General features: G+C 69.6%; 18 protein-coding genes. 14 read left to right on the top strand and 4 right to left on the bottom strand.

What is annotated here, in order from left to right; genetic code table 11:
* Window positions 1–17 precede the first annotated feature (17 nt).
* The 4 genes from BLT44_RS10125 to BLT44_RS10110 all read left to right on the top strand — a co-directional run bounded on the left by BLT44_RS10125 (window position 18) and on the right by BLT44_RS10110 (window position 2,782).
* A complete protein-coding gene (locus BLT44_RS10125) occupies window positions 18–1,220 on the top strand; it encodes a phosphoglycerate kinase (RefSeq protein ID WP_010157206.1) in 1,203 nt (400 codons plus the stop codon).
* Window positions 1,217–2,071, top strand: a complete 855-nt coding sequence (gene tpiA, locus BLT44_RS10120) for a triose-phosphate isomerase (RefSeq protein ID WP_010157208.1) — start codon at window positions 1,217–1,219, stop codon at window positions 2,069–2,071. Before BLT44_RS10125 ends, tpiA begins: the two co-directional genes overlap by 4 nt.
* Before the next feature lie 62 nt (window positions 2,072–2,133).
* On the top strand, window positions 2,134–2,382 hold the full coding sequence (gene secG / locus BLT44_RS10115; RefSeq protein ID WP_010157209.1) for a preprotein translocase subunit SecG: 249 nt from the start codon (window positions 2,134–2,136) through the stop codon (window positions 2,380–2,382).
* Window positions 2,383–2,416: 34 nt separating this feature from the next.
* Window positions 2,417–2,782 (top strand): RNA polymerase-binding protein RbpA, encoded by a 366-nt coding sequence (locus tag BLT44_RS10110; RefSeq protein ID WP_040504984.1) that lies wholly within the window; start codon window positions 2,417–2,419, stop codon window positions 2,780–2,782.
* Between the two features lie 66 nt (window positions 2,783–2,848).
* On the opposite strand, the gene BLT44_RS10105 is transcribed toward BLT44_RS10110, so the two are convergent.
* Genes BLT44_RS10105 through tkt form a run of 3 tightly spaced genes read right to left on the bottom strand, consistent with a single transcriptional unit; the run spans window position 2,849 to window position 7,733 of the window.
* Window positions 2,849–4,504: a hypothetical protein gene (locus BLT44_RS10105; RefSeq protein WP_010157211.1), complete on the bottom strand. Its 1,656-nt coding sequence runs from the start codon at window positions 4,502–4,504 to the stop codon at window positions 2,849–2,851.
* 2 nt (window positions 4,505–4,506) lie between these two features.
* Entirely contained in the window at window positions 4,507–5,616 is a 1,110-nt protein-coding gene (gene tal / locus BLT44_RS10100; RefSeq protein WP_010157212.1) for a transaldolase, read from the bottom strand.
* A gap of 29 nt (window positions 5,617–5,645) precedes the next feature.
* Complete coding sequence (gene tkt / locus BLT44_RS10095) at window positions 5,646–7,733, bottom strand: transketolase (protein ID WP_010157213.1); 2,088 nt, start codon at window positions 7,731–7,733, stop codon at window positions 5,646–5,648.
* Window positions 7,734–7,821: 88 nt separating this feature from the next.
* On the opposite strand from tkt, the gene BLT44_RS10090 reads away from it, so the two are divergent.
* Both BLT44_RS10090 and BLT44_RS10085 read left to right on the top strand, forming a co-directional pair.
* The gene (locus BLT44_RS10090) at window positions 7,822–8,754 is read left to right on the top strand and encodes a heme o synthase (RefSeq protein WP_010157214.1); all 933 of its coding nucleotides are present in this window, start codon (window positions 7,822–7,824) and stop codon (window positions 8,752–8,754) included.
* A 555-nt stretch (window positions 8,755–9,309) separates the two neighbouring features.
* The gene (locus BLT44_RS10085) at window positions 9,310–10,488 is read left to right on the top strand and encodes a hypothetical protein (protein ID WP_143026039.1); all 1,179 of its coding nucleotides are present in this window, start codon (window positions 9,310–9,312) and stop codon (window positions 10,486–10,488) included.
* Between the two features lie 256 nt (window positions 10,489–10,744).
* Here the strand turns inward: BLT44_RS10085 and BLT44_RS10080 are convergent, their stop codons facing one another.
* The gene (locus BLT44_RS10080) at window positions 10,745–11,689 is read right to left on the bottom strand and encodes a COX15/CtaA family protein (protein ID WP_029608333.1); all 945 of its coding nucleotides are present in this window, start codon (window positions 11,687–11,689) and stop codon (window positions 10,745–10,747) included.
* A 283-nt stretch (window positions 11,690–11,972) separates the two neighbouring features.
* Between BLT44_RS10080 and sufB the strand changes: the two genes are divergently transcribed.
* The 8 genes from sufB (at window position 11,973) to gndA (ending at window position 20,055) form a co-directional block, all read left to right on the top strand.
* Entirely contained in the window at window positions 11,973–13,391 is a 1,419-nt protein-coding gene (sufB, locus tag BLT44_RS10075; protein WP_010157218.1) for a Fe-S cluster assembly protein SufB, read from the top strand.
* Window positions 13,391–14,578, top strand: a complete 1,188-nt coding sequence (gene sufD, locus BLT44_RS10070) for a Fe-S cluster assembly protein SufD (protein ID WP_029608334.1) — start codon at window positions 13,391–13,393, stop codon at window positions 14,576–14,578. Before sufB ends, sufD begins: the two co-directional genes overlap by 1 nt.
* On the top strand, window positions 14,578–14,904 hold the full coding sequence (locus tag BLT44_RS10065; RefSeq protein ID WP_010157220.1) for a non-heme iron oxygenase ferredoxin subunit: 327 nt from the start codon (window positions 14,578–14,580) through the stop codon (window positions 14,902–14,904). The genes sufD and BLT44_RS10065 overlap by 1 nt, the downstream gene beginning before the upstream one ends.
* 3 nt (window positions 14,905–14,907) lie before the next feature.
* Complete coding sequence (gene sufC / locus BLT44_RS10060) at window positions 14,908–15,666, top strand: Fe-S cluster assembly ATPase SufC (RefSeq protein ID WP_010157221.1); 759 nt, start codon at window positions 14,908–14,910, stop codon at window positions 15,664–15,666.
* Between the two features lie 17 nt (window positions 15,667–15,683).
* The gene (locus BLT44_RS10055; RefSeq protein WP_010157222.1) at window positions 15,684–16,034 is read left to right on the top strand and encodes a metal-sulfur cluster assembly factor; all 351 of its coding nucleotides are present in this window, start codon (window positions 15,684–15,686) and stop codon (window positions 16,032–16,034) included.
* Between the two features lie 99 nt (window positions 16,035–16,133).
* Window positions 16,134–17,669 carry a glucose-6-phosphate dehydrogenase gene (gene zwf, locus BLT44_RS10050; protein ID WP_010157223.1) on the top strand — a complete coding sequence of 512 codons (1,536 nt, stop codon included), beginning with the start codon at window positions 16,134–16,136 and terminating at the stop codon, window positions 17,667–17,669.
* Entirely contained in the window at window positions 17,666–18,604 is a 939-nt protein-coding gene (locus tag BLT44_RS10045; RefSeq protein WP_010157224.1) for a glucose-6-phosphate dehydrogenase assembly protein OpcA, read from the top strand. The genes zwf and BLT44_RS10045 overlap by 4 nt, the downstream gene beginning before the upstream one ends.
* Window positions 18,601–20,055 carry an NADP-dependent phosphogluconate dehydrogenase gene (gndA, locus tag BLT44_RS10040; protein ID WP_040504985.1) on the top strand — a complete coding sequence of 485 codons (1,455 nt, stop codon included), beginning with the start codon at window positions 18,601–18,603 and terminating at the stop codon, window positions 20,053–20,055. Before BLT44_RS10045 ends, gndA begins: the two co-directional genes overlap by 4 nt.
* The last annotated feature ends 12 nt before the right edge of the window (window positions 20,056–20,067 follow it).

Here is a 20,067-nt window from a genome sequence, read left to right as displayed (position 1 = left end):
GAGGAGCTCACCTTTCCATGCGCACCATAGAATCACTCGGGTCGCTGCAGTCGAAGACGGTCATCGTCCGCTGCGATCTGAACGTTCCCCTGAGCGACGGCATCATCTCCGATGACGGCCGGATCCGAGCATCGCTGACCACGATCCGCGAATTGCGGGACGCGGGCGCGAAGCTCGTGCTCATCAGTCACCTCGGACGCCCGAAGGGCGAGCCGGACGCGCGGTACTCGCTGCGTCCGGTCGCCGAGCGCATGAGTGAGCTGCTCGGGACGCCGGTGCGATTCGTCGGCGAGACGCTGGGCGACGCGGCTTCGGCTGCGGTCGCCCAGCTCTCCGACGGAGACGTGGTGCTGCTCGAGAACCTGCGGTTCAACGCCGCGGAGACGAGCAAGGATCAGAGCGAGCGCCGAGCGTTCGCGAGCGCCCTCGCCGAGCTCGGCGACGCCTTCGTATCGGACGGCTTCGGCGTCGTCCACCGCCAGCAGGCGAGCGTGTACGAGCTCGCGCAGCTGCTGCCGAGCGCTGCCGGCCGCCTCGTCGCAGCCGAGCTCGAGGTGCTGCAGCGCCTGACCGCCGATGCGGCGCGTCCGTACACCGTCGTGCTCGGCGGTTCGAAGGTCTCCGACAAGCTCGGCGTGATCTCGCACCTGCTCGAGCGCGTCGACACCCTCCTGATCGGCGGGGGAATGGTGTTCACCTTCCTCGCCGCGCAGGGGCACGCCGTGGCGTCGAGCCTGCTGGAGTCGGACCAGATCGACACGGTGCGCGGGTACTTGGACGACGCGGAGCGGCGGGGCGTGCGCATCGTGCTGCCGAGCGATATCGTCGTCGCCGAGAAGTTCGCGGCCGACGCCCGGCACGAGGTCGTCGCAGCGGATGCCATCGAGTCGTCGCAGTTCGGCGCAGACGGTCTCGGCCTCGACATCGGACCGCGGTCGGCCGAGACGTTCGCCTCGGTGATCGCCCAGTCGGAGACCGTGTTCTGGAACGGGCCCATGGGCGTGTTCGAGCTCGACGCCTTCGCCGGGGGCACCCGCACCGTGGCGCGCGCGCTCACCGAGACGCACGCGTTCACCGTGGTGGGAGGCGGAGACTCGGCGGCGGCGGTGCGCGCCCTCGGCTTCTCCGATGACCAGTTCGGCCACATCTCGACCGGCGGCGGTGCGAGTCTTGAATATCTGGAGGGCAAGTCGCTGCCCGGCCTGGAGGTACTGTCATGACGGATCAGCACGCAACGCACGATGGGGAGCAGGCGACCGCCTCGGCGCGGCAGCCGCTCCCGTTCACCGAGCGCACCCCCCTCATCGCGGGCAACTGGAAGATGAACCTGGATCATCTGCAGGCCATCGCGCTCGTGCAGAAGCTCGCTTGGGGGCTCTCCGACGTGCGCCACGACTTCTCGGCGGCGGAGGTCGCCGTGTTCCCGCCGTTCACCGATCTTCGCTCCGTGCAGACCCTGCTCGCCGCCGACAAGCTGTCGCTCACACTCGGCGCGCAGGATGTCTCGCCGCACGAGTCGGGGGCGTACACCGGTGACGTATCGGCTGCGATGCTCGCGAAGCTCGACGTGACCTACGCCCTCGTCGGCCACTCGGAGCGGCGACACGGCCACGGCGAGAGCGATGACGTGGTGGGGCAGAAGGCGCGCGCCGCGCATGCGGCGGGCATCGTGCCCATGATCTGCGTCGGCGAGACGGCGGAGGATCTCGAGCAGCACGGCGCAGCCGCGATCCCCGTGGCCCAGCTGACTGCGGCACTCGCGCACCTGCCGAAGGACGCCGACTTCGTCGTAGCCTACGAGCCCGTCTGGGCGATCGGCAGCGGGCAGGCGGCGACCCCGGAGCAGGCGCAGGAGGTCGCTCGCGCACTGCGGGAGCATCTGCGCGACCTCGTCGGCGACGAGCAGGCCGCGCGCACGCGCATTCTCTACGGCGGATCGGTTGCGAGCCAGAACATCGCGGGCTTCATGCGGCAGCCCGACGTCGACGGCGCCCTGGTCGGCGGCGCGAGCCTCAAGGTCGATGAGTTCACGCGCATCATCCAGTTCCAGAAGCACGTGACGGCTGGCTGAACCGGCTCCACGCTATACTGGTCGTTGGCCTCACGCGCCCGCGACCTCGAAAGGTGCACTTCGTGCTCATTCTGAAGATCATCCTGCTCGTCATCCTTGTGATCACGAGCCTGCTGCTCACGCTGTTCATCCTGCTCCACAAGGGGCGCGGCGGAGGGCTCTCCGACATGTTCGGCGGAGGCGTCACCTCCAGCCTCGGGTCTTCCGGAGTCGCGGAGCGCAACCTGAACCGCATCACGGTCGTCGTCTCCCTGATCTGGGCGGCGTCGATCATCGCGCTCGGGCTCATCGCGCGCTTCTCGGTCGTCTGAACGCGCACCCGATTCAGCAGTAGAAAGGCATTTCGTGGCAGGCAGTAACGCCATTCGTGGCGCCCGCGTCGGTTCCGGCCCCATGGGGGAGAAGGATCACGGCTCGCGGGCCGAACGCACGCAGATCTCGTATTGGGATGCTCTCGGCAACGAGACGGTCCGCTATTTCGCAGCGGATGTTCCCGAGGAGGAGATCCCGGAGCAGATCGACTCTCCGACGACGGGCCTCCCCGCGGGGCGCGATCGCGAGAATCCGCCGATGCTCCCGAAGAACGAGCCCTTCAAGACGCACCTCGCGTATGTGAAGGAACGCCGCACGCCCGAGGAGGCGGAGGAGCTGCTCGAGGCGGCGCTGCAGAAGCTGCGCACGCGCCGCGGCACCGCCCGCAAGTCGGCATAGCGGATCACCATACGGAGAACGGCCCCGGGCGCAATCGCCCGGGGCCGTTCTGCATCCGCGCAGCTCCTACGATTCGAGGGACGACAGCGCCGCGTCGAGCGCTCGCACGGTCGCAGCAGGGTCGGCGCAGGCGAGCGCGAACACGGGGCGACCGCGCTCCGCGAGCACCGACCGATCGCCGCGCGCCTGCGCCGCGACCAAGGCGTCGAAGCCGCGATCCGCCCCCGGAATGGGAAGCGACTCAGTGCCGGTCGCCGTGAGCTGCAGAAAGACCGCTGCCGGGGGCCCGCCCTTGTGCAGCTGACCCGTCGAATGCAGGTAGCTCGGTCCCCAGCCGAGGGCGACGGGGAGGCCGAGCACCTCCGCCAGCCGATCGCGGAGGCGATCGAGCGGCTCCGCCTCTTCCCCCTGCGGATCGAGGTACGCCTGCAGCGACAGGTACCCGGCGCCGGCTGCCGCGTCGCGCAGGCGAGTCACGAGCGCCGCGACGTCCTCCACCTCGACGTCGGCGGGCACCGCGAGGAGCCGAGCGCCGGCGGCGCCGCGCAGCTCGACGGGCGCGGCCTCCTCCGACGACGCGTCGGCGTCGAGCGCGGTGCGCGCCGCCACCTTCGCAGACTCCACATCCGGCTGATTGAACGGATCGATCTCCATCAGGCGTCCGAGCACCGCTGTGGCGACCTCCCACGTGAGGAGCTGCGCGCCGAGAGAACCGGTCACGGCGATCGCTCCGCCGGCCACCTCCGACGCGCCACTCGTCGTGGCGCTCGCGTCGGAATCGGCGGCCTGCGGCGCGTTGGAGAGCTCGACCGTCACCGCGCTCTCCGAGACGCGGTCGAACTCGGGAGCGTCGGCGTCGAGGGCGATCGGGAGCACGCCCCGGCCGTCCTTGCCGGTCGACTCCGCCACCAGCTGCTCGATCCAGCGCCCGAGACCCCACGACGCCGAAGGGTCCTCGCGCACCGCCAGCACGAACCGGCGCGGCAGGCCGGCATGGATCGCGGACGCCAGGCGCAGGGCCGGGTTCGCCGCCTCATCGGCGGCGACCGCCAAGCGCACGCTTTCCGCATCCGCGAGGAGCCGGCGCAGATCGGCCCCCGCCAAGCCCGCGGGTACGAGGCCGAACGCCGTGAGCGCCGAGAAGCGCCCGCCCACATTCGGGTCGGCCGTGAACACGCGCCGCCCGGCCGTGCGAGACTCCTCCTCGAGGGGAGACCCGGGATCCGTCACGATCACGATGCGCTGCGACGGCTCGATCCCCGCGACGCGGAACGCATCGGAGAACGCCGCCAGGTGGCTGCGCGTCTCGATCGTTCCGCCCGACTTGGAGCTCACGACCACCCCGGTGCGGGAGAGATCGCCCGACAGCGCACGCCGCACCACGTCGGGGTGCGTCGAGTCGATCATCGTGAGCTCGACGCCGCTCCACCGCGTGATGACAGCCGGGGCCAGGCTCGATCCGCCCATGCCGCACAGCACGATCCGGTCGACGCCGGCCTCGCGGAACTCCGCTCGCAGGGTCTCGATCTCCGGAATCAACCGCTCCGCGTTCGCCGCGACATCGGTCCAGCCGAGACGCACCGCGGCCTCCTCCGCGGCGTCGGCGCCCCACAGGGACGCATCATGGGCGAAGATGCGGCTGGCGACGCGATCCTCGACCAGTCCGGCGACGGACGCCTCGGCGTCGCGCAGGCCCCCGTCGACCGCGACCTGCAGCGCCATGATCAGCGCGCCTCTCGCAGCGCCTGCTCGACGGTGCCGAGCAGCTCCGACCAGGAGGCGTCGAACTTCTGAAGCCCTTCCTGCTCGAGCAGCTCCGTGACCTCCGCATAGTCGACGCCGAGGGCGTCGATCGCGTTGAGCACCTGGTTCGACTCGAGGTACGCGCCCGTGATCGTGTCGCCGGGGGCATGACCGTGGTCGGCGAACGCCTGAAGCGTCGCCTCCGGCATCGTGTTCACGGTGTTCGGAGCGATGAGGCCCGTCACGTAGGCCGTATCGACGAGCGCCGGATCCTTCACCCCGGTCGACGCCCACAGCGGGCGCTGCGGGTTGGCGCCCAGCCCGACGAGGAAGCGCGCGCGCTCCGTGTCGAACGACTGCTCGAACACCTCGTAGGCGAGTCGCGCGTTCGCGATCCCCGCCTGGCCGGTGAGGGCGAGCGCTTCGGGAGTGCCGATCTCGCGCAGGCGGCGATCGACCTCCGAGTCGACGCGCGAGACGAAGAACGAGGCGACCGAGTGGATGGTCGACAGATCGATGCCCGCCGCACGAGCGCGCTCGAGGCCCGCGAGGTACGCGTTGATCACCTGTCGGTAACGCTCGAGGCTGAAGATGAGCGTGACGTTCACGCTGATGCCCGCCGCGATCGTCTCGGTGATCGCATCGAGCCCCTCGACGGTCGCCGGGATCTTGATCATGGCGTTCGGGCGATCGACGCGCGCCCACAGCTGCCGCGCCTGCTCCGCGGTGCCCGCGGTGTCGCGGGCGAGGCCGGGCTCCACCTCGATCGACACGCGGCCGTCGCGGCCCTCGGTCGATGCGTACACGCCGGCGAGCAGGTCGCATGCGTCCGCGACGTCGGCGGTCGTGAGCTCCACGATCGCCGCATCGACGTCGAGCCCGCGCGCCGCGGCATCGGCCAGGCGATCGCCGTAGCCGTCGCCGCCGCCGATCGCGTTCGCGAAGATGGTCGGGTTCGTGGTCACCCCGACCACGTTGAGCGTCTCGACCAGCGCGGCGAGCTCGCCGCTCTCGAGTCGGCGGCGCGAGAGGTCGTCGAGCCAGATGCTGACGCCGGCCTCGCTGAGAGCTGAGGTGTGGGGGTTTGTCATCGTGCGATGATCCTTTCAGAGGGGCGAGTTCAGGCCGCGAGCGACTCGTGCGCGGCCGCGACGACCGCGTCGGTCGTGATGCCGAACTCGCGGAAGAGCGTCTGGTAGTCGGCGGAGGCGCCGAAGTGCTCGATGGAGACGGAGCGGCCGCGATCGCCGACGATGCGATCCCAGCCGAGCGACAGGCCGGCCTCGACGCTCACACGAGCAGTGACCGACCGGGGGAGCACGCTCTCGCGGTACTCATCGGTCTGCTCCGCGAACCACTCGAGGCTCGGGGCCGAGACGACGCGCGCACCCACGCCCTCCGCGGCGAGCCGCTCGCGCGCCTCGACGGCGAGCTGCACCTCCGACCCGGTCGCGATCAGCAGCACATCCGTCGTGCCGGTGGGGGAGTCGGCGAGCACATAGGCACCGCGACGCACGCCCTCCGCCGCCTGCTCGGCCGTCGCGAAGTCGCCTCCGCGGGGCAGCACGGGCACATTCTGCCGCGTCAGGGCGAGCCCGGCCGGGCCTGCGGTGCGGGTGAGGATCTCGTGCCAGGCGATCGCGGTCTCGTTCGCGTCGGCCGGGCGCACCACCGCGAGGTTCGGGATCGCGCGGAGCGTCGCGAGCTGCTCGATCGGCTGATGCGTCGGGCCGTCCTCGCCGAGGGCGACCGAGTCATGGGTCCAGACGAAGATGGACGGGACGTTCATGAGCGCCGCGAGGCGCACCGCCGGCCTCATGTAGTCGCTGAAGATGAGGAACGTGCCGCCGAAGCTGCGCGTCTTGCCGTGCAGCTGAATGCCGTTGAGGATCGCGCCCATCGCGTGCTCGCGAATGCCGAAGTGCAGCACGCGGCCGTAGGGGTCGCCCTGCCAGGTGCTCGTCGACCGCTCGGCGGGCACGAAGGACGGCACGTTCGGAATGGTCGTGTTGTTCGAGCCCGCGAGGTCTGCCGATCCGCCCCACAGCTCGGGCATCACCGGGCCGAGCGCGGCGAGCACCTTGCCGCTCGCCGAACGCGTCGCCACGCTGTCGCCCGGCTCGAACTCCGGCAGCACGTCGAGCGCCTCGGGCGGCAGCTGCCGCGACTCGACGCGGTCGAAGAGCGCCTTGCGATCCGGATTCGCCGCAGCCCAGGCGTCGAACCCGGCCTGCCACTCGGCGCGCTTCTCCGCTCCGCGCTGCACGGCGGCGCGGGTGTGCTCGACCACCTCGGGGGCGACCGCGAAGTGCTCCTCGGGATCGAAGCCCAGCGCCGTCTTCAGGCCCGCGAGCTCCTCGGCTCCCAGCTTCGCGCCGTGGATGCCGCCCGTGTTCTGCTTGCCGGGGGAGGGCCAGCCGATGATCGTCTTCACGATGATGAGCGACGGCTTCGCCGTCTCCGCCTGCGCAGCCTCGATCGCGGCGTGCAGTTCGGCGACGCCCTCGACGTACTCGCCGGTCTTCTTCCAGTCGACCTCGATGACCTGCCAGCCGTACGCCTCGTAGCGTTTCGCGACGTCCTCCGAGTACGAGATGTCGGTGTCGTCCTCGATGGAGATCTGGTTGGAGTCGTAGATCGCGATGAGGTTGCCGAGCTCCTGGTGGCCCGCGAGCGAGGAGGCCTCGCTCGTCACGCCCTCCTGCAGATCGCCGTCGCCCGCCACCACGTACACGAAATGGTCGAACGGGCTCGTTCCCGGCGCCGCCTCGGGATCGAAGAGGCCGCGCTCGTAGCGCGCCGCGTACGCGAAGCCCACGGCCGACGCGAGGCCCTGGCCGAGGGGGCCCGTGGTGATCTCCACGCCGTCGGTGTGGCCGTACTCCGGGTGCCCGGGCGTCTTCGATCCCCACGTGCGCAGCGCCTGCAGATCCTCGAGCTCCAGGCCGTAACCGCCGAGGTAGAGCTGCACGTACTGCGTCAGCGACGAGTGGCCGACCGAGAGGATGAAGCGGTCGCGCCCGACCCAGTGGGGATCCGCCGGATCATGGCGCATCACCTTCTGATGCAGCAGATACGAGACCGGCGCGAGGCTGATCGCCGTTCCCGGGTGACCGTTGCCCACCTTCTCCACGGCATCGGCCGCGAGTACCCGCGCGGTGTCGACCGCACGATCGTCGAGTTCATCCCACTGCAGTTCGTTCGCCAAGACGTTCCTTTCCGGCTGAATGCGGGAGAACGCCGCCCTGGCGCACCCCCGAACAATCTTATCGAACGGCGGGGTACCATAGAAGGCGATGTCCACGCAGATCCCAGTCCAGACTCAGGCCCGCGCCACCGCCGGGCGACCCACGTTCGGCCGCACGGTCAAGAACTACGTCGCCCTGACGAAACCCCGGGTCATGGAGCTGTTGCTCGTCGTCACCGTGCCCGCGATGATCCTCGCGCAGGGCGGCCTGCCGAACCTCTGGCTGGTGCTCGCGACGCTGATCGGCGGCGCCATGAGCGCCGGGTCTGCCGGGGCCTTCAACTGCTACATCGACCGCGACATGGATCGCAAGATGAAGCGCACCGAGAACCGCCCCCTCGTCACCGGCGAGATCTCCGACCGCAACGCCCTCATCTTCTCCTGGGTGATGGCGACCCTGTCGGTCGTCTGGCTCGCGGCGACGACGAACTGGCTGGCAGCCGCGCTCTCCGCGTGCGCGATCTTCTTCTACGTGGTCATCTACACGATCGTGCTCAAGCGCCACAGCGAGCAGAACATCGTGTGGGGCGGCATCGCGGGCTGCTTCCCGGTGCTGATCGGCTGGGCGGCCGTCACCGGATCGCTGGACTGGCCCGCATGGGTGCTCTTCCTCGTGATCTTCCTCTGGACGCCGGCCCACTACTGGCCGCTCTCCATGAAGTACCGCAACGACTACGCCGCGGCCGGCGTCCCGATGCTCGGCGTCGTGCGCGGCCGCGTCACCGTCGGGCTCCAGGTGATCCTCTACACGTGGGCGACGGTCGCCGCCAGCCTGCTGCTGATCCCCGTCGCCGAGATGGGCTGGACCTACACCGTCGCGTCGCTCGTCTTCGGCGGGTACTTCATCGTGCAGGCCCACCGTCTCTACGCCCACGCGATCCGCGGCGAGGCGGGCAAGCCCATGCAGGTCTTCCACACCGCGAACATCTACCTCTCGGTGCTGTCGCTCGTCATAGCGGTCGACGCGCTCCTTCCGTTCTAGGCGCGCGGCGCTTCGGGGGTGCGGCTATTCGGGGCGCGACGTGCGCCCCGGGGTACGGAGCCTCTGGCGCGCGCCCGAGGGGCACGCTCGCGGCGGTGCGCGCTCGCGACGGTGCGCGCTCGCGACGTTCCGGGGCTGCGTGGCCCGAGGCCCGAGGCCCGAGGCTACGAGCCCCTGAGGGCGAAGGTGAGCAGTTCGTGCGCCCTGCGCGCGACTCCCGCGCAGAAGCTGCTCACCCACGGTCTGGCGCCTTCGGGGGTGAGCAGTTCGTGCGCCCTGCGCGCCAATCCCGCGCAGAAACTACTCACCCGCGGCCGGGCACCTTCGGGGGTGAGCAGTTCGTGCGCCCTGCGCGCGACTCCCGCGCAGAAGCTGCTCACCTACGGTCTGGCGCCTTCGGGGGTGAGCAGTTCGTGCACTCGGTGACCGTTTCACCTGCAGGAAGTACTCACCCTCCCAAGACACGTTCGGCTCGGGCTCTGCCGCGCGCCGGCGCGGACGGTCAACCGCCCGGCCCGTGGTGGCGCCAACGCACGACCGCAGCGTCGCTCACACTTGCCGCAGGCAGCCGTTTGCGACGAGATCCGCCGCGCACTGTGGATAGCTCGCGAGCGCGCGGACGAGTCGCGCGATGCTATGGGCATGCAACGTATCGATGCCGTTCTCGAGCAATACGGCTGCGCGTCGTTCCTCGCCTCGGAGGCGCTCTCCGCCGGCATCTCGCCGGGCGTACTCCGCAACCCTCGGCTGGCACGACCCTTCCGAGGCGTGCGGGTGGCTGCGACGCACGACGACTCCCTGTTCGGCCGAGCTGCAGCATACGTTCCTCGCCTCCGACCGGGTGAGTGCTTCAGCCACGCGACCGCGCTCGCGCTCTTCGGATGCCCGATCCACATGCCCGAGTCGACGAACGTCGACGTCGAATCCCGAGCCGCCTCCGGACAGGTGAGGTGCGAAGGAGTCACGGGCCACCGTCGCAAGCGCGCCGAGCGCATTCGACAGTTGTGGTTGCCCGAATATCGTGTGCGCATCCCGGTAGTCGAACCCCTGCAGGCCGCGCTCCAGGCGTCTCCCACCTTGCCGTTCCCAGATCTCGTCGTGGCGCTCGACCATCTGCTGGTCGCACGTCGTGCAGGACCGGACTCGCGGCCGCTCGTCTCCTCCGAGGCCTTGGAGCGCTTCTGCTCGAATGTGCGCGGAGCCGGATCGCGTCGACTCCGGATGGCCGCACGATATGCCCGCACCGGTGCGGAATCGCGCATGGAGACGCTCACTCGCCTGGCCGGCGAACGCGTCGGGGTGAACGACCTGACGCTGCAGCATACGATCTATGACGACTCCGGAGCCTGGATCGGGCGTTTCGATCTCGTCGACGTGCAGAGGAAGCGCATCGTCGAGTACGACGGCGACCACCACTGGCGCTTGCGCAGTCAATATCTGCGGGACCTCGAACGCCTCGATGCGGCGCGGAACGCCGGCTGGGAGGTGCTGGTGGTGGTGCGCGAACACCACTGGAGCCGCGATCCTCCACTCTCGAAGCGGCTCCTGACCTTCCTCGGACGCGAAAGCCGCGAGCTTCCTGTGGAGGACGCTCGGCTGCTCGACGAACGCTACGCGCGCGGCCTCCATATCCGGTCGGCACTTCCGCGGGCGCGCCAAGACATACACCCGCGGGCAACCGGCACCGGTGTCGCGGTGCAGGGAGGTGAGGCGGTTGCAGGCGAACGCGGGTGAGCGATTTCGGCAGGGATCCGGGTCGCAGAGGCGCAAGGAGTGCTCACCAGCGGGAGGACTCGGCGGCGAGGGGCGCGGTTTCTGCCGGGTGAGCAGTCGGCGCGACTCACCCTCGCGAGCTCCCGCAGGAATCGCTCACCCACGGGAAGGGAGCCCGCAGAAATCGCTCACCTACGGGAGGGATGCCCGAAGGAAGGCAGGCCGCAGGAGGGGAGCCCACGAGGCGAGACCCCGCATCTGGGCGCCGACGGGCGCGCTACGACGCAGCGACCGCGGAGACGGTCGCCGGGCGCTTGAGACGCAGCACCACCACCGTCATGGCGGCCGCGGTGAGAGCCGCGAGCACCATGTGCACGCCGACCGCGAGGGGCGGCAGCCCCGAGCGCGCCTGGTAGATGCCGATCGCGATCTGCACGATGAGCGCCCCCATCAGCGCGGCAATCCACCGGAGCGGGCGCAGGCGCCGCGCCGCCGCCCACACGAGCAGCGAGAGCGTCAGCGCGAACGCAATGTACCCGGGCCAGGCGTGGATGTGGCTCATCAGCACGGCGTCGATGCCGTCGCGCTGGATCGTCGCGTCGCCCGAGTGCGGGCCCGAACCCGTGGTCAGCACGCCGAAGAGCACGGTGACGGCCATGGCGAGGGTCGTGATGTGCGCGAGGATCGCGAACCCCTTCGGCACGGCGCGCTCGCGCGGCCCGCCCGCCTCGTACATCCGAGTCAGGTAGGCGGCAGTGATGCAGACGAGGGCGAGCGAGATGACGTAGTGGATCCCGACGAGGTTCGCGTTGAGGTGCAGCCACACGATCACGCCGCCGATGAGCGCCTGCAGCACCACGAGGCCGAGCACGACGGCCGAGATGACGAAGAGGTCGCGCCGGGCGGCGCGGATGCGCCAGGTGAGGAGGAGGACGAGGATCGCGCTGACCAGCAGCGGGCCCGAGATCGTGCGATTGCCGAACTCGATGAGCGAGTGGTAGGTGAGCTCCTCGGTCGGCACGAGCGAGCCGGGGGCGCACAGCGGCCAGTTCGGGCACCCGAGACCGGAGCCCGTGAGGCGCACGGCACCGCCGGTTCCGATGATCAACGTGTTCAGTACGAACGACACCCATGCGACGACTCGGAGGAATCGGGAGGGGAGTGCGGCGGCGGGCGCGGTCGGCCCCGGCGCGGTGGTGCTTGCAGTGGGCGCGCTGGACAACGGGTCTCCTCTCGGCTGCTTCCCAGAGTCATGCGACGCCCAGAGCGGACATCTCCCGAAACCATCGGAAACCTGTAGAATGGGAAGCTGTGGTTGCGAACGTCGAGCCGCCCGTTCGATGCCCGGCATCGGATCGTCCCGGTCGCGTTCGAAGCCCAGAATACTGCACCGCTGCAGGGAACCCGATGTGCGCGTCCATCTCACGCGTTCGCGCACGCCGCCGGCCGGATCCCTCCGGCTCGGCCGGGGTTCTCCGGGCGAGACGAAGAATGAGGGAGGGATCATGCCAGAGGTACTGATCGACCGACCCGAGCTCGAAGGCTTGGGCCAGTACGAATTCGGCTGGCACGACAGCGACGAAGCCGGCGCGATTGCCAAGCGCGGGCTCAGCGAGCAGGTCGTGCGCGAGATTTCGGCACTGAAGAACGAGCCCGAATGGATGCTCAAGCGTCGCCTGAAGGCGCTGCAGATCTTCGACCGGAAGCCGATGCCCGCGTGGGGCGCGGATCTGTCGGACATCGACTTCGACAACATCAAGTACTTCGTCCGCTCGACCGAGCAGCAGGCGACCACCTGGGAGGAGCTCCCTGAGGAGATCAAGGAGACGTACGAGCGTCTCGGCATCCCCGAGGCCGAGCGTCAGCGCCTCGTCGCGGGCGTCGCCGCGCAGTACGAGTCCGAGGTCGTGTACCACCAGATCCGCGAAGATCTGGAGGAGCAGGGCGTGCTCTTCCTCGACACCGACACGGCGCTCAAGGAGCACCCGGAGATCTTCGAGGAGTACTTCGGCACCGTCATCCCCTCGGGCGACAACAAGTTCGCCGCGCTCAACACGGCCGTCTGGTCGGGCGGATCCTTCGTCTACGTGCCGAAGGGCGTCCACGTCGAGATCCCGCTGCAGGCCTACTTCCGCATCAACACGGAGAACATGGGCCAGTTCGAGCGCACGCTCATCATCGCCGACGAGGGCAGCTACGTCCACTACATCGAGGGCTGTACGGCGCCGATCTACAAGTCGGATTCGCTGCACTCTGCCGTCGTCGAGATCATCGTGAAGAAGAACGCGCGCGTGCGCTACACGACGATCCAGAACTGGTCGACCAACGTGTACAACCTCGTGACGAAGCGCGCGATCGCCGAAGAGGGCGCCACCATGGAGTGGGTCGACGGCAACATCGGCTCGAAGGTCACCATGAAGTACCCGTCGATCTACCTCACGGGCGAGCACGCGAAGGGCGAGACCCTGTCGGTCGCGTTCGCGGGCCCCGGCCAGCATCAGGACACGGGCGCGAAGATGATCCATCTCGCCCCGAACACCAAGTCGTCGATCCTCGCGAAGTCGATCGCCCGAGGCGGCGGCCGCACCGGCTACCGCGGCGAGGTCCGCATCGAAGCCAATGCGCGGCACTCCGCGAACTCGGTGGTGTGCGATGCGCTGCTCGTCGACACGATCTCGCGCAGCGATACGTACCCCGCGATCGACATCCGCACCGATGACGCGGAGCTCGGCCATGAGGCGACGGTCTCGCGCGTCAGCGAGGAGCAGCTGTTCTACCTCATGAGCCGCGGGCTCGCCGAGGAGGAGGGCATGGCGATGATCGTGCGCGGCTTCATCGAGCCGATCGCCCGCGAGCTGCCCATGGAGTACGCGCTCGAACTGAACAAGCTCATCGAGATGGGCATGGAAGGATCCGTCGGATAATGACGCAAGCTGTTGCACCGCAGGAAACGGCTCAGCACGGTTTGACCGCGCACTCCGACGGGGACTGGGCGAACCGCGTGCCCGTGCAGACCCGCTCCGAGCGCCCGAAGTCGACCGATGTCGCCGATTTCGCCGAGGTCACCGGCCGCGAGGCCGTGTGGAAGTACACGCCGGTCGCGAAGCTCGACGCGCTGCTCAACGGGCGGCTCGACGGGGGTCGTCTGCCGGTCTCCGTCTCCGAGGTCGCCGGCGTCACCGCCGAGTGGGCCTCGCGGGACGACGCGCGGATCGGGCGCGCCGGCACCCCGGAGGAGCGCGGAGCCGCGGCGGCATGGTCCGCCTTCGGCGAGGCGCACGTCGTCACGGTCTCCTCGGAGGAGCCCGTCACCGCAGTCGTCACCCGCGACGCACTCGACGCGGCGCCCCGCGCCGCGCACACGGTCATCGAGGCCGCTGCGCACGCGCAGGGTCTCGTGATCCTCGAGAACTCGGGCTCCGCCCAGCTCTCGGAGAACGTGGAGATCGTCGTCGGAGACGGCGCGAAGCTCACGGTCGTCAGCGTGCAGCAGTGGAACGACGACGCGATCCACCTCGCGAGCCACTACGCGACGGTGGGCCGCGACGCATCGCTCACCCACATCGTCGTTTCGCTGGGCGGAGGCGTCGTGCGCCTCAACCCGTCGATCCACCTCGATCACGAGGGCGCGAACGGCGAAGCGCTCGGCGCGTACTTCGCCGACGCCGGCCAGCACCTCGAGCACCAGGTCTACATGGACCACGACGCCCCCCACACCCGCAGCCGCGTGACCTACAAGGGCGCGCTTCAGGGCGAGGGCGCGCACACGGTGTGGATCGGCGACGTGCTGATCCGCAACAACGCGACCGGCACCGACAGCTACGAGCAGAACCGCAACCTCGTGCTCACGGAGGGGACGCGCGCCGACTCGATCCCGAACCTGGAGATCGAGACGGGCGACATCGAGGGCGCCGGCCACGCGAGCGCGACCGGCCGCTTCGACGACGAGCACATCTTCTACCTCCAGAGCCGCGGCATCTCGGCGGAGGAGGCGCGCCGGCTCGTGGTCCGCGGGTTCCTGTTCGAGGTCATCGCGCGCATCGGCGACGCCGCGACGGAGGAGCGTCTGCACGCCGCCGTCGAGGCCGAACTCGCAGACTCCGCCCGCTGATGCCGCGCCAGAAGGTGCTCGCCGTCAGCGACCTCGTGCAGGATCAGGCGACCCGCGTGGTCGTCGACGATGTGCCGATCGCGATCGTGCTCGACGCTTCCGGCGACGTGCACGCGATCGGCGACACGTGCAGTCACGGCCAGGTCAGCCTCGCGGAGGGCTTCGTGGACGGCGACACCCTCGAGTGCTGGGCGCACGGGTCGGCGTTCTCGCTGATCACCGGCGTGCCCGAGAATTTCCCGGCCTACGAGCCGGTTCCCGTTTTCGTCGTCGAGATCGAGGACGGCGACGTGTACATCGACCCCAACGTTACGAAAGAGATTTAACACATGAGCTCCGTTCTTGAAATCAAGGACCTGCAGGTCAGCGTCGAGACCGAGCAGGGCGCCAAGCAGATCCTCAAGGGTGTCGACCTGACCATCAAGCAGGGCGAGACCCACGCCATCATGGGCCCCAACGGCTCGGGCAAGTCGACGCTCGCCTACGCGATCGCCGGGCACCCCCGCTACGAGGTCACGGGCGGGTCGATCCTGCTCGACGGCGAGGAGGTGCTCGAGATGGAGGTCGACGAGCGCGCGCAGGCCGGCCTCTTCCTCGCGATGCAGTACCCGGTGGAGATCCCCGGCGTCACCAACGCGAACTTCCTGCGCACGGCGAAGACGGCGATCGACGGCGAGGCGCCCGCGATCCGCACGTGGATGAAGGATGTGAAGGAGGCCATGGGCAACCTGCGCATGGACGAGTCGTTCGCCGCGCGCAACGTCAACGAGGGCTTCTCGGGCGGCGAGAAGAAGCGCAACGAGATCCTGCAGCTCGAACTGCTGAAGCCGAAGTTCGCCGTGCTCGACGAGACCGATTCGGGCCTCGACGTCGACGCGCTCAAGATCGTCTCGGAGGGCGTGAACCGGGCGAAGGAGAACACGGGCCTCGGCGTGCTGCTGATCACCCACTACACGCGCATCCTCCGCTACATCCAGCCCGACTTCGTGCACGTCTTCGTGAACGGCCGCGTCGCCGAGCAGGGCGGGCCCGAACTGGCGAACCGCCTCGAGGAAGAGGGCTACGACCGCTTCCTCGCAAGCGCGTAAGGCGTAGGCTGGTCCCCATGAGCGAGGAAACCACGACGGCGCCCCAGTCGATCGACCCGGAGTTCCGCGAGCAGGCCTACGAGGCGTTGAAGAACGTCTCCGACCCCGAGCTCGGCGTGAACATCGTCGACCTCGGGCTGATCTACGATCTGGCCTTCGACGAGGAGCACGACGCGCTCGTGATCAGCATGACGCTCACGAGCGCCGGCTGTCCGCTGACCGATGTGATCGAGAACGACATCGCCGAAGCCCTCGACGGACTCGTCACGGCGTTCCGCATCAACTGGGTGTGGATGCCGCCGTGGACGCCGGAGCGCATCACCGACGACGGTCGCGACATGATGCGGGCGCTCGGATTCGCGATCTGAGGTCGGCGCATGCACGCGCGGGTGGTGCGACCCCGGGGGTCGCACCACCGCGGCGCGTCGTGACCGCCCCCGGGTTCGCGTCGTTCTAGAAAGGCTGGGATGCAGCTTCCTTCCAACCCCCTCCGCTCGGCCGACGATCCGCGGCTGAGCCGCATCGCGGGCCCGAGCTCGCTGGTGATCTTCGGCGTGACCGGTGATCTCTCGCGCAAGAAGCTCATGCCCGCGGTGTACGATCTCGCGAACCGCGGCCTGCTCCCCCCCGGTTTCGCGCTCGTCGGGTTCGCGCGGCGCGACTGGAAGGATCGCGATTTCGCCGAGATCGTGCACGACGCCGTGCGCAAGTACGCGCGCACGCCGTTCCGCGAGGAGACGTGGCAGCAGCTCGCCGAGGGGATCCGCTTCGTGCAGGGCCAGTTCGGCGATCCCGAGGCGTACGACCGGCTGCGCGACACGGTGGAGACGCTCGATCGCGAGCGCGGCACCATGGGCAACCACGCGTTCTACCTCTCGATCCCTCCGACGGCCTTCCCGGAGGTCGCGAAGCATCTGTCGAGCTCGGGTCTCGTGGATCGGTCGGGAGACGATCAGCGCTGGCGGCGGGTGATCATCGAGAAGCCCTTCGGCCACGATCTGAAGTCGGCCCGCGAGCTGAACGACGTGCTCGAGTCGGCGTTCCCCGCCGACTCGATCTTCCGCATCGACCACTACCTCGGCAAGGAGACGGTGCAGAACATTCTGGCCCTCCGCTTCGCGAATGCGATGTACGAGCCGATATGGAACCGCAACTACGTCGACCACGTGCAGATCACGATGGCCGAGGACATCGGCGTCGGCGGTCGCGCCGGCTACTACGACGGCGTCGGAGCGGCGCGCGACGTCATCCAGAACCATCTGCTGCAGCTGCTCGCGCTCACGGCGATGGAGCAGCCCATCAGCCTCGGGGCCCAGCACCTGCGCGCCGAGAAGGAGAAGGTGCTGGAGGCGGTGTCGCTGCCCGACGACCTCGAGGCCTCGACCGCGCGCGGCCAGTACGCCTCGGGATGGCAGGGCGGCGAGCTCGTCAACGGGTTCCTCGACGAGGAGGGCATGGACCCGCAGTCGCGCACTGAGACGTTCGCTGCGATGAAGCTCAACGTGAATACGCGGCGCTGGACGGGCGTGCCGTTCTATCTGCGCACCGGCAAGCGCCTCGGGCGGCGCGTCACGGAGATCGCCGTGGTCTTCCGCAAGGAGCCGGGCAATCTGTTCGCGCAGGCCCAGCGCTCCGAGCAGGGATCGAACGCGCTCGTGATCCGCGTGCAGCCCGACGAGGGGATCACGATCCGCTTCGGCGCGAAGGTGCCCGGGAGCGGTACGCGCGTGCGCGATGTGACGATGGATTTCGGGTACGGCCACGCCTTCACCGAGGCGAGCCCCGAGGCCTACGAGCGGCTCATCCTCGACGTGCTGCTCGGCGATGCTCCGCTGTTCCCCCGTCAGGCCGAGGTCGAGCTCTCGTGGCGCATCCTCGACCCGGTCGAGCGGCACTGGGCGGCGCACGACGGACCCGTTGAGCAGTACGTTCCCGGATCGTGGGGCCCGGCATCGGCTGATGAGATGCTCGCCCGAGACGGTCGCACTTGGAGGCGCCCATGATCGAGAGTCTGCCCGATACGACCGTCAGCGCGGTGACGCGCCGACTTGTCTCCATGCGGCAGGAGAGCGGGGTGTCGGCGCTCGGCCATGTGCTGACGCTGGTGATCTCCGCATCCGGCGACCTGGACGAGCAGGCGATCGCCGCCGCGAATCACGCGTCGAGCGAGCACCCGATGCGCGTCATCGTGCTGCTCAGCCGCCCGGAGGCGGAGGCGCGGCTCGACGCCGAGATCCGCGTCGGTGCCGACGCGGGCGCGAGCGATGTCATCGTGCTGCGGGCCTCGGGGGAGGTCGCGAGCGGCGTCGAGGCGCTCGTCACGGGCCTGCTGCTGCCCGACGCGCCGGTCGCGGTCTGGTGGCCCGAGGAGGCTCCGGATCGCCCGGGCGCCGATCCGCTCGGCCGCATCGGCCAGCGCCGGATCACCGACGCTGCGGCACCCGGCGGTTCGGGGTGGGACGTGCGCGTCGCCGGGTACTCGGCGGGCGACACCGATCTCGCGTGGACCCGGTTGACGCGGTGGCGGGAGTACCTGGCCGCCGTGCTCGATCAGCCGCCCTTCGAGCCCGTCACCGCCGTCGAGGTCGTCGGCTCCGAGGCGTCGCCCTCGACGGAGCTGCTGGCCGCGTGGCTCGAGCTCTCGCTCGGCGTGCCGACCACCTGCACGCTGCTCGCGCGCGAGTTGCACGCGGAGGGGCTGCACTCGGTGACTCTGCGCCGCAGCACCGGCGACGCCGTGCTCAAGCGCCTGTCGCCCGTGCACGCCGCACTCAGCCAGCCGGGCCAGCCCACGCACCAGATCGTGCTGCCGCGCCGCACCCTCAGCGAGTGCCTCGCGGAGGAGCTGCGCGGCCTGGGCGAAGACGTGATGTACGGCCGAGTACTCGAACAGCTCGCGCGCAGCCGCGCCGCGCGCACCCCACACACTGACGCATGAACGAAGGAGCGAGCGTGACTGAAGCCGCAGCGAACATCGGAGTCGTCGGCCTCGCCGTGATGGGCGCGAACCTCTCGCGCAATCTGGCGAGCCGCGAGGGCAACACCGTGGCGGTGTTCAACCGCAGCCCGCAGCGCACCGAGGCGCTCGTCGCCGCCCACCCCGAGGCCGGGTTCGTGCCCGCGTTCAGCTACGCGGAGTTCGCAGCCTCGCTGCAGAAGCCGCGCACCGCGATCATCATGGTGCAGGCGGGCGCGGCCACCGACGCGACGATCGACGCCCTCGTCGAGGTGTTCGAGCCCGGCGACATCATCGTCGACGGCGGCAACGCCTACTTCCCCGACACGATCCGCCGCGAGCGCGCCGTGCGCGCGACGGGCATCAACTTCGTGGGCGCCGGCATCTCGGGCGGCGAGGAGGGCGCGCTGAACGGGCCGAGCATCATGCCCGGCGGCTCCGACGAGGCGTGGCGCACGCTCGGCCCGATCCTGCGCTCCATCGCCGCGGTGGCAGAGGGGGAGCCGTGCGTGACGCACGTCGGCCACGACGGCGCTGGGCACTTCGTCAAGATGGTGCACAACGGCATCGAGTACGCCGACATGCAGCTCATCGCCGAGGCCTACGATCTGATCCGCCGGGGCACGGGCAAGTCGCCCGCCGAGATCGCCGACATCTTCGCCGAGTGGAATCGCGGCGAGCTGGAGTCGTACCTGATCGAGATTACCGCAGAGGTGCTGCGCCAGAACGACGCCGCGACCGGAGCGCCCCTCGTCGACGTGATCCTCGACCAGGCGGGTGCGAAGGGCACGGGCGCGTGGACGGTGCAGACGGCCCTCGCCCTGGGGGTTCCCGTGTCGGGGATCGCGGAGGCGACCTTCGCCCGATCGCTCTCGTCGCGCCCTGAGCAGCGCGCCGCCGCCGCCGGGCTTCCCGGCCCGGCGCGCGGGATCGCCGTCGACGACGAGGCGGCGTTCATCGAGGACGTGCGGCAGGCGCTCTACGCCTCGAAGATCGTTGCGTACTCGCAGGGCTTCGACGAGATCCGAGCCGGGGCCGCTGAGTACGGGTGGACGATCGACCTCGGCGCGATCGCGCGCATCTGGCGCGCGGGCTGCATCATCCGTGCGCAGTTCTTGAACCGCATCGCCGACGCATACGCGGCCGACGCCGACCTGGCGCTCCTCATGGGAGCACCGTACTTCGCCGACGCGCTCGCGCGGGGGCAGGAGGCCTGGCGCCGCGTCGTGATGCACGCCACGGCTGCCGGCATTCCCGCACCCGCGTTCTCGTCGTCGCTCGCGTACTACGACGGATTGCGCGCCGAGCGGCTCCCCGCCGCGCTCGTGCAGGGGCAGCGGGACTTCTTCGGAGCGCACACCTACCGTCGCATCGACCGCGAGGGCGCGTTCCACACGCTCTGGTCGGGCGACCGCAGCGAGATCCCGGCATAGCCCGGAGGCGAC

This window comes from Leucobacter chromiiresistens, assembly GCF_900102345.1.
Taxonomy (GTDB): domain Bacteria; phylum Actinomycetota; class Actinomycetes; order Actinomycetales; family Microbacteriaceae; genus Leucobacter; species Leucobacter chromiiresistens.
The sequence above is the reverse complement of the archived record's forward strand: the minus strand, read 5'-3'. Positions and strand labels throughout refer to the sequence as shown.

Coding starts and splice junctions, on each gene's coding strand:
- BLT44_RS10125 (WP_010157206.1), top strand. CDS start 18: ATGCGCACCATAGAATCACTCGGGTCGCTGCAGTCGAAGACGGTCATC.
- sufD (WP_029608334.1), top strand. CDS start 13,391: ATGACGCAAGCTGTTGCACCGCAGGAAACGGCTCAGCACGGTTTGACC.
- BLT44_RS10105 (WP_010157211.1), bottom strand. CDS start 4,504: ATGGCGCTGCAGGTCGCGGTCGACGGGGGCCTGCGCGACGCCGAGGCG.
- BLT44_RS10090 (WP_010157214.1), top strand. CDS start 7,822: ATGTCCACGCAGATCCCAGTCCAGACTCAGGCCCGCGCCACCGCCGGG.
- tpiA (WP_010157208.1), top strand. CDS start 1,217: ATGACGGATCAGCACGCAACGCACGATGGGGAGCAGGCGACCGCCTCG.
- BLT44_RS10045 (WP_010157224.1), top strand. CDS start 17,666: ATGATCGAGAGTCTGCCCGATACGACCGTCAGCGCGGTGACGCGCCGA.
- sufB (WP_010157218.1), top strand. CDS start 11,973: ATGCCAGAGGTACTGATCGACCGACCCGAGCTCGAAGGCTTGGGCCAG.
- gndA (WP_040504985.1), top strand. CDS start 18,601: ATGAACGAAGGAGCGAGCGTGACTGAAGCCGCAGCGAACATCGGAGTC.
- BLT44_RS10055 (WP_010157222.1), top strand. CDS start 15,684: ATGAGCGAGGAAACCACGACGGCGCCCCAGTCGATCGACCCGGAGTTC.
- tal (WP_010157212.1), bottom strand. CDS start 5,616: ATGACAAACCCCCACACCTCAGCTCTCAGCGAGGCCGGCGTCAGCATC.
- BLT44_RS10065 (WP_010157220.1), top strand. CDS start 14,578: ATGCCGCGCCAGAAGGTGCTCGCCGTCAGCGACCTCGTGCAGGATCAG.
- zwf (WP_010157223.1), top strand. CDS start 16,134: ATGCAGCTTCCTTCCAACCCCCTCCGCTCGGCCGACGATCCGCGGCTG.
- sufC (WP_010157221.1), top strand. CDS start 14,908: ATGAGCTCCGTTCTTGAAATCAAGGACCTGCAGGTCAGCGTCGAGACC.